This is a genomic window from Pseudomonas resinovorans NBRC 106553 (assembly GCF_000412695.1).
Lineage (GTDB): Bacteria > Pseudomonadota > Gammaproteobacteria > Pseudomonadales > Pseudomonadaceae > Metapseudomonas > Metapseudomonas resinovorans_A.
In genome coordinates this window covers 1,621,927-1,634,533 of the sequence record NC_021499.1, presented here as the reverse complement: position 1 = coordinate 1,634,533, position 12,607 = coordinate 1,621,927, and the positions used below count along the sequence as shown (strand labels likewise).

Genomic DNA, 12,607 nt, shown 5'->3' with positions numbered 1-12,607 from the left:
GTGGGCAGCGGCAACTGCCACTGAAGGAAACAGCCCATCGTCAATCCGGGACCGGCTGGATAAACCCGGCGGACGCGAGGGATAGACAGAAAGAGGGATTTCCCCCAGGAACCCCCGAAAGCCCCGGCTGGCGTTACAACGCGGCTTGCCGGTGTTACCCGAGGGCTCAGAGTTCGTACTTCGCCTTCAACGCCTCCACCGCCTGCCGCTCACGCTGGAGGAAGGCGTCGAAGCGGCGTATCAGCTCCGGGTGGCGAATGCTGGAGAGGTGGTAATAGCTGTCGGTCAGCGGCAGCAGGGAGGGCTCCACCACCAGGCCGCCTTCCCGGCCCTGGTGCCTCAGGTGAAAGCGCGCCACCTGCCGCGCCATGTTGGCGGCGTCGATGTAGCCGGACAGGGCCATGTGGATCAGCCCTTCGGGATTGGGCGCTTCCTTGATCACCACCTGCCCGGCGGCGATTTCCTCCTGGAACTTCCAGGGTGTGAAGCCACGGACGAAACCGAGCCGCTGGAAGCGCTCGCGCGGCTCGCCCCGGCGCTGCGGCAGCACCAGCATGGCGTCCTGGAACTGCAGCACCGGCTGCGAGTAGGTGATGCCGCTCGGCTTGTGCGCCACGTCCCAGCGCGGGCTGTCCGGGAAGACCAGGTCGAGCTGGCCGGCCCAGTAGGCATGGAACAGCCGTCGCACCGGCAGCGCCACGTAGGTGAAGCGCAGTTTCTCGTGGGCGGCGAACAGGTCCAGCAGGTCGCGGGCGTAGCCACGGTACTGGTTGTCCGGCGGCACGGCGGAGAAGATCGGGTAGTAGTCCACCTGCTCCACGCCGACGCGGTACTCCAACTGTTCGGCGGTGCGGCCGATCTGCGGCCAGAAAACCATGAGCAACAGCGCGACCAGGTACGGCACTCGGCAAGCGTATTGGGCCAACGGGATCGGCATCGATGGGCGGGGACCTTGCGGAAAGGCCCAAGTGTAGGCTCGCCAGCCCCCGGCAGTCTTCCCCATCAGTCGTTCAACGGCACCCAGACCTCGACCCAACCGGTGCCGGCCACGGGGTCGAAATCAGCGCTGTAGTACTCGAACTCCGGTGCATCCGCCGCCTGCAGTCCGGATTGCGGCAACCAGCGCTGGAAGATCGCGGCGAAGGTTTCATGGATGCTGTTAACAGGGCCCTGGTGACGAAACACCAGATAGCGCCGAGCCGGCAGCCGTTGGTGGGTGAAACCGCTGGGCAGCTCATCGGTGCGGCTGACCCGCACGCCGGCGAGGTACTCGAATCCGCCCTCCCCGTCCGGGCTGTGGCACAGACCGAAGGTCTCATGGCCCTGCTGCCCCGGCACCCGACCGATGTAAGGCACGAAGCGCTGCCAGAGGTCGACTATGCCCTGGGTCTTGCCGGCGCTGAAACGCTCGCCGAGCCCGGCGATCAACAGCTCGTCGCCCTGCTCGAAGCGTGGTTCGGATAATGGGTAGGTGCTGGTTGGTTGCATGGTCATAGTCTCCTTCGGTTCGATGCTGTCCAGGTTGCCACGGTTACCTGCCGCCGCTCTTGTGGCAAGGGCCAGGGGCAATCCCGGTGCAACGCCCAACCCTCTCGGGGAACCTTCGCGACCTATAATGTTTCAAAATATTTCCACCCTGTGCCGTCGGCGCGGGCCCGGAAACCGGTCGCAGTCCTGCAAGGGAGACGCCATGAACGCACCCGCCTCGATACCGCAGTATTCAGCCGAAGAACGCCGTACGCGCATCCTCGCCATCGTCGGCGCGTCATCAGGCAACCTGGTGGAGTGGTTCGACTTCTACGTCTACGCCTTCACCGCCATCTACTTCGCCCACGCCTTCTTCCCGTCCGACAACCCTACGGTGCAATTGCTCAATACCGCCGGGGTGTTCGCCGCCGGCTTCCTGATGCGCCCCATCGGCGGCTGGATGTTCGGCCGTATCGCCGACAAGAAGGGTCGCAAGACGGCAATGATGATCTCGGTGCTGATGATGTGCGGCGGCTCGCTGGCCATCGCGCTGATGCCCACCTATGAGCGCATCGGCGTGCTGGCCCCAATGCTGTTGCTGGCGGCGCGCCTGTTCCAGGGGCTTTCGGTGGGCGGCGAGTACGGCACCAGCGCCACCTACATGAGCGAGGTGGCGCTCAAGGGCCAGCGCGGCTTCTTCGCCTCCTTCCAGTACGTGACCCTGATCGGAGGCCAACTGCTGGCGGTGCTGGTGGTGGTGATCCTGCAGCAGTTGCTGAGCAACGAGCAGCTGCGCGACTGGGGCTGGCGCATTCCCTTCGTGGTGGGCGCGGCGACCGCGGTGATCGCCTTCTACATGCGTCGCTCGCTGAACGAAACGGCCAAGGCGGAGAACCTCAACCGCAAGGAGTCCGGCACCCTGGGCGAGCTGTTCCGCCACCACAAGCGCGCCTTCTTCACCGTGCTGGGCTTCACCGCCGGCGGCTCGCTGATTTTCTACACCTTCACCACCTACATGCAGAAATACCTGGTGAACACCGCCGGCATGGACACCCGGACGGCCAGCGGCGTGATGACCTTCGCGCTGCTCGTCTACATGTGCCTGCAGCCGCTGTTCGGCGCGCTGTCCGACCGCATCGGGCGCAAGACCTCGATGCTCTGGTTCGGCGCCCTGGGCATGCTCTGCACCTGGCCGATCCTCTCGGCGCTGAAGACCGTCACCAGCCCCTACGCCGCCTTCGGCCTGATCATCCTCGCGCTGGCCATCGTCAGCCTCTACACCTCCATCAGCGGGCTGATCAAATCGGAGATGTTCCCGGCACAGATCCGCGCCCTCGGCGTCGGCCTGTCCTATGCGGTGGGCAACGCCATCTTCGGCGGCTCGGCGGAGTACGTGGCCCTCGGGCTGAAGAGCCTCGGCGTCGAGGAGTACTTCTATATCTATGTGTCGGTCATGTGCGGCGTGGCCCTGGTGGTCTGCCTGCTGCTGCCCGACCTGCGCCAGGTCAGCTACCTCAACGACGAGGACTGAGCCGACGGCCGGGCGGGGATGGCGCAACCAATCCCCGCCGCCGCTGTCCATAATGGCGCGCTCCGTCAGTGCCTCCGGGAGGCCCACTTGCTCGCTGTATCCCCGCGTTCGCTGCTTGCCCAGACCTTGCTCGCCCTGTCCTTCGTCTCCACCGCCGCCCTCGCCTGCCCCGCCGGGCAAACCCAGGTGTGCATGGTGACCTGCTTCTGCGCGCCGGGCGGCGAAGGTGACATGGCGCCGCTGCTGGAGAACGTCAACCGCGTAGCCGCCGGCAGCCTGCAGCAGTGGATAGTGCAGTCGCGCAACAACCTCGCCAGCGGGCAGATACAGCCCATTCCGCTGCACATCCGCGCGCAGCTGGAGCCTTACTACGACCTGCGGGTGCTGGACACCGTGCGCTACAAGGTGGGCATCGATGGCGAGCTCAACGCGGCCAACACGCTGATGCAGAACCCCGATGTGGAAGCGGTGACCCTGGTGGACGTGATCGTCTTCCGCAACCCGCAGGACGCCCAGGACAACGTCGCCCTCTGGGCCCACGAACTCAAGCACGTGCAGCAGTACCTGGACTGGGGCGTGCAGGACTTCGCCCTGCGCTACACCCGCGACTTCAACGCCGTGGAAGCGCCGGCCTACAAGATCCAGGTCGAAGTGGCGCGGGCCCTCAGGCCCACGGTGGTGAGCAGTGCCGGCCAGCAACCTGCTGCGGGAACTCATCGCGACTGAAGTCGCTCCTACAGGACGCACCGGGCAGTAGGGGCGAATTCATTTGAACTAGGGAAACCACGTCCTTGGGACGTGGTCATGAGTCATCGGCTCTGCCTGTGACGATTGAGCTGCAAGGCCATCAGGATGACATTCGTAGGATGTGACGGGCGGCGTTCCGCTTGAGCGGAGCGATACCCATCAGCTTCCACAGGCAGCATGGGTATCGCAGGCTCAACCCATCCTACGTGGCTGAAGGACGCACCGCACCGTAGGAGCGAATTCATTCGCGATGCAGCAGTGCGTCACAGGTCCGTAGCCCGGATGAAATCCGGGAAAAATCCGACCGCCGCTCCCGGATTTCATCCGGGCTACGAGTTTCCCCCTAAAGGGCGGTGTATTCGTGCAATGGACAGGCGTCAGAGCGAGGCGTTGAGCTCGGTGATCAGCGCTTCGCGGTGCTTGAGCGCCGCCACCGAGGCTTCGCCCAGGCGGCTGGCCACGGCGCTGAGGATGCCCTCGGCGAGCAGCATGAAGGCGCACATGCTGTTGCTGAAGAACAGGCTCTGGTTGGGCACATAGAAGCTGTAGCGAGCGATCCGCGCCAGGGGCGAGCTGCCGGAGTCGGTCAGGGCGATGACCTTGATGCCGTGCTTGGCCGCCACTTCCGCCGTGGCCAGCACGCTCGGCGTGTAGGGGAAGCAGCTCGCCACCACCAGCACATCGCCTTCGTCCAGTTGCGCCAGGGCATCGGCCACACCCTGGCGCGCAGCGTCCAGGGGCGCCACATCCGGACGCAACATGCCGAGGGCATAGGCCATGAACAGGGCCAGGGAGTTGAACTGGCGCATGCCATGGATACGCACGCGGCGGGCGCTGGTGAGCAACTCGACGGTGGCATCGAAGTCGGCGCAATCCACCTGTTCGATCATGCTCGCCATGTTGGCGCTTTCCTGGCGCCCGAGACGGGTCAGTTGGCCGATGCTGTCGCCACTGCCGTTGGCCGGCGCCAGCAGGCGTGACGCCTGGTCGCTGTAGAAGCTGCGACCCTCGGTGAGTTCACGGCGGAACACGTCCTGGAACTTGCTGAAACCGCCATAGCCGAGCTTCTGCGCCAGGCGCGAGAAGGTCGACGGATTGACCCCCAACTGTTCGGCCAGCTCACTGATGGACGATACCGCTGCACGCTGCGGCGCCTCGATCAGGGCGGTGAGCACGCGGCGCGAACTGCTGCCAAGGGAAATGTCGGCCTCCCGGCGCTCGATGGCTTCGAGCAGCAGTTTCAAGCCAGCCAGGGTATCTGGGGGGTTCGCCATGACAGCATCCATCTGAAGGTTTCCCGGGACGCGCCCCGGTGGCAGGTGCCCATACTACCGAGCCTTGAACCCGGCCGCGACGGCCGGGTTCGCATCAACCGCTCACCCGTCCGCTGAACGTGGCCATGCGGGTGTCCGCCTCGGTGTATACCGCCCAGTCCACCCCGTCGGCGCCGATCAGGAACAGCGCGGTGGCCAGGGTGTTCTCGTCGTCCGGGTCATCGGCCGCGCAACGGTAGACCGGCAGCTCTCCGCCCGATGTGTCGCGAAGGATGGCCAGTGCAGCGGCGCCGTCCAGCGTCTCGCCGAGGCCGGCAAGCTTTTGATCCACGCAGGCCTGGCGCGCACCCGAACTGCCCGTAATGCGCTGGGCGATGTCGCCGAGTGCCGGATGTACCAGGTGGTTGGAGTGGCCGAAGGGGCGCGCCACCTCCACCACCGAAGCCCCTTGCGAGGTGCCCTCGAAGCTCACCAGGCGAGTGCTGCCGGTCTGCCCCAAGGCATGGTGGAAGGCGCCGCCACGACCCGCACTGGAGAGGATATCCACAGCCTCGTCGATGCTCTCCGCATCCAGGCTGGCGCGACCCAGCACCTGCCGGGGCAACCCGGCGGGGATGGCGGAGGGGCGGATATTGTTCACCGTCACCACCAGGCCCTTCCGGTTCACAGCGAAGGTGTGGCCGGGAATGGAACCGGGATAGGCGAAGGAGGTGAAGTCCAGGCCCTGCTCCGGTGTGACGCTGACCAGGGCGCAGTGCCCGCGCAGTTGCGGCAGGCCATCTTCGTTGTGGGCGATCAGGGTGCCGTTCGCCGTGGGGCCGAGCACCGTGGTGCAGCCATCGACGCTCTGTGACTGGACGAAATCGCCGCGGCAGTTCCACAGGAAGACTTCGTCCAGGGGCAGTTCCAACCCGGCGGCCAGGCCTTCGAGCTCCTGCCAGTACCGTGGGAAGCGCTGCTCCACGGCCGACCGCATGCGGCGTGCCGCCTCGCTGCCGGCCAGGCTCGCCAGGCGCCGCCAGAGGGCCAGCGGCCGCAGGTGCTCATGCACCGCGTCGCGACCGAACTGGCCCAGGCCCCGGCCGATCTCGTAGGCGCTGCCGCCGAGTTGGAGGTGAGTGAATGCCATGACTCTCTTCCTGTTCAGGAAACGTGCTGGAGGAACTCGCGCAGGCGCGGGCTCGGCGGGTTGCTGATGAGCGCGGCGGGGTCGCCGTCCTCGGCGATGCGGCCCTTGTCGATGAAGATCAGGCGGCTGGCCACCTTGCGCGCGAAGTCCACCTCGTGGGTGACGATGACCATGGTCATGCCCTCCTCCGCCAGGTTCTTCATCACCCCGAGCACCTCGTGGCGCAACTCCGGGTCCAGCGCCGAGGTGGGCTCGTCGAACAGCATCAGCTTGGGTTTCACCGCCAGGGCGCGGGCAATCGCCACGCGTTGCTGCTGCCCGCCGGACAGCTCCGAGGGGTAATGCCCGGCGCGCTCGGCCAGGCCGACCTTGGCCAGCAGCTCGCGGGCCAGACCCTCGGCGTCGGCCTTCTTCGCACCGCGTACGCGGATGGGGCCGAAGGCGACGTTCTCCAGGGCGGTCATCTGCGGGAACAGGTGGAACTGCTGGAAGACCATGCCGGCCTCCTGGCGGATCAACCGTTCCTCCACCTTGGGGTCGTTGACCTCGAAGCCATCGACGAACAGCTGCCCGCCGCTGATGACCTCCAGTTTGTTGATACAGCGCAGCAGCGTGGACTTGCCCGAACCGGACGGGCCGATGATGACCACCACTTCGCCGCTGCCGATCTTCAGGTCGATGTCATGCAGCACCTGGGTACTGCCGAAGTGCTTGGAGACGCCCTTGAACTCGATCATAGAATTTTCAGTCTCCCCTCGATGCGGCGCAGGGTGTAGCTCAGGGCCAGGGTGATGATGAGATAGATGACCGCCACCGCCGTCCAGACTTCCATCGCGCGGAAGTTGCCGGCGATCACTTCCTGGCCCTGGCGGGTCAGCTCGGCCACGCCGATGACGATGAATAGCGAGGTGTCCTTGATGCTGACGATCCACTGGTTGCCCAGGGCCGGGATCATCCGCCGGAAGGCCAGCGGCGCGATCACGTAGCGCAGGGTGTCGCGCCCGGACAGGCCAAGGGCCAGGCCCGCCTCGCGGAAGCCACGGTTGATCGACAGCACCGCGCCACGGGTGATCTCGGCGATGTAGGCACCGGAGTTGATCATGATGGTAACCACCGCCGCGCCGAAGGGGTCGATGCGCACCGGCACCATCAGTGGCAGGGCGAAGTAGATGAACATCACCTGCACCATGATCGGCGTGCCGCGGATCAGCTCGATGAATACCAGGGCCAGCCGGTTGCTGAAGAAACCGCCATAGGCGCGGGCGAAGCCCGCGACCAGGCCGATCACCACCCCGCCCAACAGGCCGAGGATGGAGATCCAGAGGGTGAGCTTGGCACCCTCCAGCAACACGGGCAGGGCACCCCAGATGGCATCCCATTGGAAAGTCATTGCACTGCTCCTACTTCAATGACGGGCCGGGCTCACTGCGGATCGGTGCCGAACCACTTGCGGTAGATCTGCGCATAGGTGCCGTTCTCGCGCAGGGTCTTCAGCGCCTTGTTGACCGGCTCGCGCAGCTCGCTGCCCTTGGGGAAGCCGATGCCGTACTGCTGGGCGAGCATCTGCTGGCCCACGGCTTTCACCTGACCTTCGCCGGCGGTGTTGATGTAGTAGAGGACGTTGGGGGTGTCGTGCATGGCGGCGTCGACACGGCCGGTGCGCAGTTCGAGGTAGGCGTTGTCGATGTTGGGGAACTGGCGCAGGTCACTGGCCTTGAGGTTGGCCTTGGCGTAGTCGGCGGACGAGGTGCCGCTCTTCACCGCCAGGGTCTTGCCGGCCACGTCCGCCTCGCCCTTGATGCTGTCGTTGTCGCTGCGGACCATCAGCATGAAGCCGCTGTCGTAGTAGCCGTCGGAGAAGTCGATGGCCTGCTTGCGCTCTTCCTTGATGGTGATGCCGGCCAGGGCCAGGTCGACGTTGCGGGTCTGCAGCGCGGGGATGATGCCGTTGAAGTCCATGGGCTTGAGCTGGTACTTCCAGCCCAGCTCCTTGGCGATGGCCGCCCAGAGATCGATGTCGAAGCCCACGTACTCGTTGCCCTGCTTGAACTCGAAGGGAACGAAGGCGGTGTCGGTGGCCACCAGCAGTTCCTTGTCGGTGGCGTTGGCGTGGGTGGTTGCGGCAATGGCGAGTGCAGCCAGGGCTGCTTTGAGCAGGTGCTTCATGTGCGTGCTTCCTCTCGGTCGTGGACGATCTGGCCCTTGCCGGCGTGGCGTCGGGCGATTCTGGCAGTCAAGTTTCAGCAAGGGCCCGAGGCAGGCGCCCGACTGGTTTGTTGTTGTTAGCTGCTAGGCCACAGCGTCGCTTGCTCGCTGCACAGCCACCGTGCTTTCGAGCAAGATAAACATGCATTTTTTGTTAATGCAATAGTTATTTGCACAACCATTTTGCACCAGAAAGACCCTATTAATCCCTTTTAAACCGCGAAAATAAAGGATCAAAGCCCTTCATTCAAAGCTCTACGGCTGCGCACGGTTATTTGCGGAAAGGCAAATAATTATTGCATGTGCAATTTTTGCAGATATTCTTTGCCGAAATGCACCGGAGGGCATCATGAGCCACGTATTCCACCGCAGCCTCACCCAGAGCTACCCCACCGCCGTCCGCGGCGACGGCCCCTATCTGATCGACAGCCAGGGCAAGCGCTACCTGGACGCCAGCGGCGGCGCGGCGGTGTCCTGCCTCGGCCACAGCGACGCCGGCGTGATCGAGGCGATCCGCGAGCAGGTCGGCACGCTCGCCTACGCCCACACCTCGTTCTTCACCAGCGAACCGATGGAAGCGCTGGCGGACTTCCTCATCGAACGTGCGCCGCAAGGGCTGGAGTCGGTGTACTTCGTCTCCGGCGGTTCCGAGGCGGTGGAAGCCGCGCTCAAGCTGGCGCGCCAGTACTTCGTGGAAATCGGCCAGCCCCAGCGCCGCCATGTGATCGCCCGCCGCCAGAGCTACCACGGCAACACCCTCGGCGCCCTGGCGGCCGGCGGCAACGCCTGGCGCCGCCAGCAGTTCCAGCCGCTGCTGATCGATGTCAGCCATGTGAGCCCCTGCTACGCCTACCGCGAGCAGCGCGCCGACGAAACCCCGGAAGCCCTCGGCATGCGCCTGGCGGCGGAGCTGGAGGCGGAAATCCTCAACCTCGGCGCCGAGAACGTCATGGCCTTCATCGCCGAACCGGTGGTGGGCGCCACCCTCGGCGCGGTGCCGGCGGTGCCCGGTTACTTCAAGCGCGTGCGCGAGGTCTGCGACCGCCATGGCGTGCTGCTGATCCTCGACGAAGTGATGTGCGGCATGGGCCGCACCGGCAGCCTGTTCGCTGCCGAGCAGGAAGGCATCAGTGCCGACCTCATCACCGTTGCCAAGGGCCTGGGCGCCGGCTACCAACCCATAGGCGCGACCCTGGTCAGTGGCCGCATCGTCGACGCCATCCGCCAGGGCTCGGGCTTCTTCCAGCACGGTCATACCTATATCGGCCACGCCACCGCCTGCGCGGCGGCCCTGGCGGTGCAGAAGACCATCGAAGAACGCCAGCTCCTGGCCCGCGTGAGCGAACTGGGCGCAGGCCTGCGGGCCCGCCTGCAGGAACGCTTCGGCGACCACCCCCATGTGGGCGACCTTCGTGGCCGTGGCCTGTTCCAGGGTGTGGAACTGGTGCGCGAACGCGCCAGCAAGGAACCCTTCGACCCGGCGCTGAAACTCCACGCCAAGCTGAAGAAAGCCGCCATGGCCCGGGGACTGATGTGCTACCCCATGGGCGGCACCCTCGATGGCCGCCGTGGCGACCACATCCTCCTGGCGCCACCCTTCATCCTCGAAGAGACGCACCTGGACGAGCTTGTGGATAAGCTCGACGCCGCCCTGCGCAGTGCCCTGGCCGAGGTCTGAGGTAGCCCTGATGAAAATCGAATCGAGATTGACCGCCCTGGATGAAACCCGGATGAGCGAGGCCCAGCGCACCGTGCTGCAGGCCATCCTCAGCGGCCCGCGCGGGAACCTGGATGGCCCCTTCCTGGCCTGGATCCACAGCCCGGAACTGGCCGACCACGCCCAGCGCCTCGGCGCCTTCTGCCGCTACGGCACGGGCCTGGAACTGCGCCTGACGGAACTGGCGATCCTGTTCACGGCAAGCTGGTGGCAATCCCAGGCGGAATGGCAGATCCACGAACCCATCGCCCGCCAGGCCGGCCTCGGCGACGCGGTGATCGACGCCTTGCGCCAGGGCCGCGAGCCGGCCTTCGAGCGCGACGACGAACGCCTCATCTACCGACTGGGCCACTCGCTCTATGGCACCCGTCGCGTGGACGACGCCCTCTACGCCGAAGCCGTCGCCGCCTTCGGCGAGCCAGCGGTGGTGGAACTGGTGGGGGTGCTGGGCTACTACGCCCTGGTGGCGATGACGCTGAATGTGTTCCAGGTGCGGCGCGGTACGGATACGCCGCTGCCTTTCGCCGAGCCTTGACGCGCGCGCATTGCACAGGTGCTTCGCGGATTGTCCCGGAGAAGGTGAGGGTTCATGCCGGGTGTGAAGTGCTGTTGTCCAGCTCATTGCCGAGCGGGCTGCGGGTTTCTGTTTCGCCTTCCCGGGCGACTCCCTTTTACAGTCGCCTAAAAGGAAGCAAAACGCTTGCCCCGACATCCGGGTTTGGCTTCGCCAAACTCCCCTCCTGAAGGGGCGGTTTGCGCGGCGTCGTCTTCTCAGCTTCGTTTCAGGCTGGCACGGGCATCAGGACTGTCTAGTGCTCGCAGGCGCGAGTCACCCCTCTACCTCGGGGAGAGGGGCGGGGGAGAGGGTAGTATCGGGCGGCAGGGAGTCAGACAGGGCAATCACACAAATTTGCCTATCCAGTGTAAACCGCTCCCGATCAAGCCCCATGAAAAAACCGCCTTCAAGGCGGTTTTTTCATGGACGCGGCAGGCCGGTTTCAGCCGTGCTCAGGGCGCCCTTCCCGCTCCCCCAGATCCCAGAACAGCCCGGCCATGACCTGTAGCCCCTCGCGCACCACCGGCGCCAGCATGTGCTCGTTGGCGGCGTGCTGGGAACAGCCCGGATAGGAATGGGGAATCCACAGGGTGGGCAGCCCCAGCACCTCGGCGAATACCTCGTTGGGCAGCGAGCCGCCCAGGTTCGGCAGCAGGGTCGCCGGCCGTCCCAGGGTACGTTGCATCGAGTCCAGGGCCCAGCGCACCCAGGGATCGTCCGGGTCAAGCCGCGAGGCGTGCATCACCTCGCCACCCGCCTCCATCACTTCCACGTAATCCAGGCCGCGCTGGCGCAGGTGCTCGCGAATGGCCGGCAGGAAGGTGCGATGGTCGCAGCCGGGGACGAAGCGAATCTGGCAGTGGGCCACGGCCTGTCCGGGAATGGCTCCCACCGGTGCCTCGGGATTGCCGGTCTTGAAGGCCAGCACCTCCAGCGTGTTCCAGCCGAACACCCGCTCCACCGGCGTCAGCCCGGGCTCGCCCCAGTCCGCATCCACCTCCGGTTCACCCGCGATGGATTCGGGCAGTTCCAGCTGCGCCAGGGTACGCCGTACCGCATCGGGAATGCCCCGTGGCTTGAGCGCCTCCACCTGCAACCGCCCCTTGTCGTCCACCAGGCTGGCCAGTGCGTGGGCGAGCAGAATGCCGGGGTTGCGCAACAGGCCACCCCAGTTGCCGGAATGGTGGGCGCCCTCGCGCAGCTTCACCCGCAGTTCGAAGTTGCAGCCACCCCGGCAACCGAGGAAGAGCGTGGGCTGGGCGGCGGCGAAGCGCGGCCCGTCCGAGGCCACGAACAGGTCGGCCGCCAGGGCGTCGCGCTGCGCCTCGCAGAATTCCCGCAGGCCCGGGGAGCCGGCCTCCTCGCCCATTTCCAGCAGCAGCTTGAGGTTGAAGCCAAGGCGGCTGCCGCGCACCCGGATCACCTCGTCCAGGGCCAGCAGGTTGATCAGGTGCTGCCCCTTGTTGTCGGCGGTGCCGCGGCCATACCAGCGCTCGCCCTCGCAGACCAGTTGCCAGGGCGACAACCCTTCCCGCCATTGCTGGTCATAGCCCCGGACCACATCGCCATGGCCATACATCAGCAGGGTCGGCAGGTCGGCGGACTCGAAGCGCTCGGCCACCAGGAAGGGGCAGGACTCCGCCACCGGGTTGGGGTGGACGCGGCAGTCGAAGCCCATGGCCGCCAGGCGGGGGGCGATGAAGGCCTGCAGGTAGGCGAACTGCTCGGGCTCGCGCTGCGGGTCCTGGCTTTCGGTGCGATAGGCCACGGCGCTTGCCAGCAATGCCTGGTAGCAACCCTCATCGAACGCCCGCGTTACCTGTTCCATCGCCGTCGCACGAGTCATCGTCCACGTCCTTCCTGTTGTTCTGATGTGGGCCAGGCCGGGGCCGTGGGGGCCGGAAAACCGGCGCTGGCGTGGTGTCGGCGAGGACTCTAGACTGGCCCTCGCCAGTGCCACAATCACAATGATTAGAACGAA

12 protein-coding genes are annotated in these 12,607 nt (G+C 65.8%); 4 read left to right on the top strand and 8 right to left on the bottom strand.

The genetic code is table 11. The features are described from left to right. Positions 1–166 precede the first annotated feature (166 nt). Together PCA10_RS07540 and PCA10_RS07535 are read right to left on the bottom strand one after the other, a co-directional pair. The gene (locus tag PCA10_RS07540; RefSeq protein WP_051148024.1) at positions 167–904 is read right to left on the bottom strand and encodes a substrate-binding periplasmic protein; all 738 of its coding nucleotides are present in this window, start codon (positions 902–904) and stop codon (positions 167–169) included. 98 nt (positions 905–1,002) lie between these two features. Continuing rightward, the gene (locus PCA10_RS07535; RefSeq protein WP_016491456.1) at positions 1,003–1,488 is read right to left on the bottom strand and encodes a GyrI-like domain-containing protein; all 486 of its coding nucleotides are present in this window, start codon (positions 1,486–1,488) and stop codon (positions 1,003–1,005) included. A 202-nt stretch (positions 1,489–1,690) separates the two neighbouring features. Between PCA10_RS07535 and PCA10_RS07530 the strand changes: the two genes are divergently transcribed. Then, entirely contained in the window at positions 1,691–2,998 is a 1,308-nt protein-coding gene (locus PCA10_RS07530) for an MFS family transporter (RefSeq protein WP_016491455.1), read from the top strand. An 87-nt stretch (positions 2,999–3,085) separates the two neighbouring features. Further along, on the top strand, positions 3,086–3,724 hold the full coding sequence (locus PCA10_RS07525; RefSeq protein ID WP_016491454.1) for an eCIS core domain-containing protein: 639 nt from the start codon (positions 3,086–3,088) through the stop codon (positions 3,722–3,724). A gap of 398 nt (positions 3,725–4,122) precedes the next feature. Here PCA10_RS07525 and PCA10_RS07520 read toward each other — a convergent pair whose 3' ends face one another. The 5 genes from PCA10_RS07520 to glnH form a co-directional block, all read right to left on the bottom strand. After that, complete coding sequence (locus PCA10_RS07520; RefSeq protein WP_016491453.1) at positions 4,123–5,019, bottom strand: MurR/RpiR family transcriptional regulator; 897 nt, start codon at positions 5,017–5,019, stop codon at positions 4,123–4,125. A gap of 94 nt (positions 5,020–5,113) precedes the next feature. Continuing rightward, a complete protein-coding gene (locus PCA10_RS07515; protein ID WP_016491452.1) occupies positions 5,114–6,148 on the bottom strand; it encodes a C45 family autoproteolytic acyltransferase/hydolase in 1,035 nt (344 codons plus the stop codon). 14 nt (positions 6,149–6,162) lie between these two features. Next, positions 6,163–6,885, bottom strand: a complete 723-nt coding sequence (glnQ, locus tag PCA10_RS07510; RefSeq protein ID WP_016491451.1) for a glutamine ABC transporter ATP-binding protein GlnQ — start codon at positions 6,883–6,885, stop codon at positions 6,163–6,165. Further along, the gene (glnP, locus tag PCA10_RS07505) at positions 6,882–7,538 is read right to left on the bottom strand and encodes a glutamine ABC transporter permease GlnP (RefSeq protein WP_016491450.1); all 657 of its coding nucleotides are present in this window, start codon (positions 7,536–7,538) and stop codon (positions 6,882–6,884) included. Before glnP ends, glnQ begins: the two co-directional genes overlap by 4 nt. 32 nt (positions 7,539–7,570) lie before the next feature. Then, a complete protein-coding gene (gene glnH, locus PCA10_RS07500) occupies positions 7,571–8,314 on the bottom strand; it encodes a glutamine ABC transporter substrate-binding protein GlnH (RefSeq protein ID WP_016491449.1) in 744 nt (247 codons plus the stop codon). A gap of 388 nt (positions 8,315–8,702) precedes the next feature. On the opposite strand from glnH, the gene PCA10_RS07495 reads away from it, so the two are divergent. Continuing rightward, positions 8,703–10,031, top strand: coding sequence for an aspartate aminotransferase family protein (locus PCA10_RS07495; RefSeq protein ID WP_016491448.1), 1,329 nt, complete (start codon positions 8,703–8,705; stop codon positions 10,029–10,031). Positions 10,032–10,041: 10 nt separating this feature from the next. Beyond that, positions 10,042–10,605 carry a carboxymuconolactone decarboxylase family protein gene (locus tag PCA10_RS07490; protein WP_016491447.1) on the top strand — a complete coding sequence of 188 codons (564 nt, stop codon included), beginning with the start codon at positions 10,042–10,044 and terminating at the stop codon, positions 10,603–10,605. 463 nt (positions 10,606–11,068) lie between these two features. Here PCA10_RS07490 and PCA10_RS07485 read toward each other — a convergent pair whose 3' ends face one another. Beyond that, entirely contained in the window at positions 11,069–12,472 is a 1,404-nt protein-coding gene (locus tag PCA10_RS07485; protein ID WP_016491446.1) for a M20 family metallopeptidase, read from the bottom strand. Positions 12,473–12,607 lie beyond the last annotated feature (135 nt).

Bases quoted from the DNA above. Each gene is read 5' to 3' on its own strand.
- PCA10_RS07520 (WP_016491453.1), bottom strand. From the start codon at position 5,019: ATGGCGAACCCCCCAGATACCCTGGCTGGCTTGAAACTGCTGCTCGAA.
- glnH (WP_016491449.1), bottom strand. From the start codon at position 8,314: ATGAAGCACCTGCTCAAAGCAGCCCTGGCTGCACTCGCCATTGCCGCA.
- PCA10_RS07495 (WP_016491448.1), top strand. From the start codon at position 8,703: ATGAGCCACGTATTCCACCGCAGCCTCACCCAGAGCTACCCCACCGCC.
- glnP (WP_016491450.1), bottom strand. From the start codon at position 7,538: ATGACTTTCCAATGGGATGCCATCTGGGGTGCCCTGCCCGTGTTGCTG.
- PCA10_RS07485 (WP_016491446.1), bottom strand. From the start codon at position 12,472: ATGACTCGTGCGACGGCGATGGAACAGGTAACGCGGGCGTTCGATGAG.
- PCA10_RS07535 (WP_016491456.1), bottom strand. From the start codon at position 1,488: ATGCAACCAACCAGCACCTACCCATTATCCGAACCACGCTTCGAGCAG.
- PCA10_RS07530 (WP_016491455.1), top strand. From the start codon at position 1,691: ATGAACGCACCCGCCTCGATACCGCAGTATTCAGCCGAAGAACGCCGT.
- PCA10_RS07490 (WP_016491447.1), top strand. From the start codon at position 10,042: ATGAAAATCGAATCGAGATTGACCGCCCTGGATGAAACCCGGATGAGC.
- PCA10_RS07515 (WP_016491452.1), bottom strand. From the start codon at position 6,148: ATGGCATTCACTCACCTCCAACTCGGCGGCAGCGCCTACGAGATCGGC.
- glnQ (WP_016491451.1), bottom strand. From the start codon at position 6,885: ATGATCGAGTTCAAGGGCGTCTCCAAGCACTTCGGCAGTACCCAGGTG.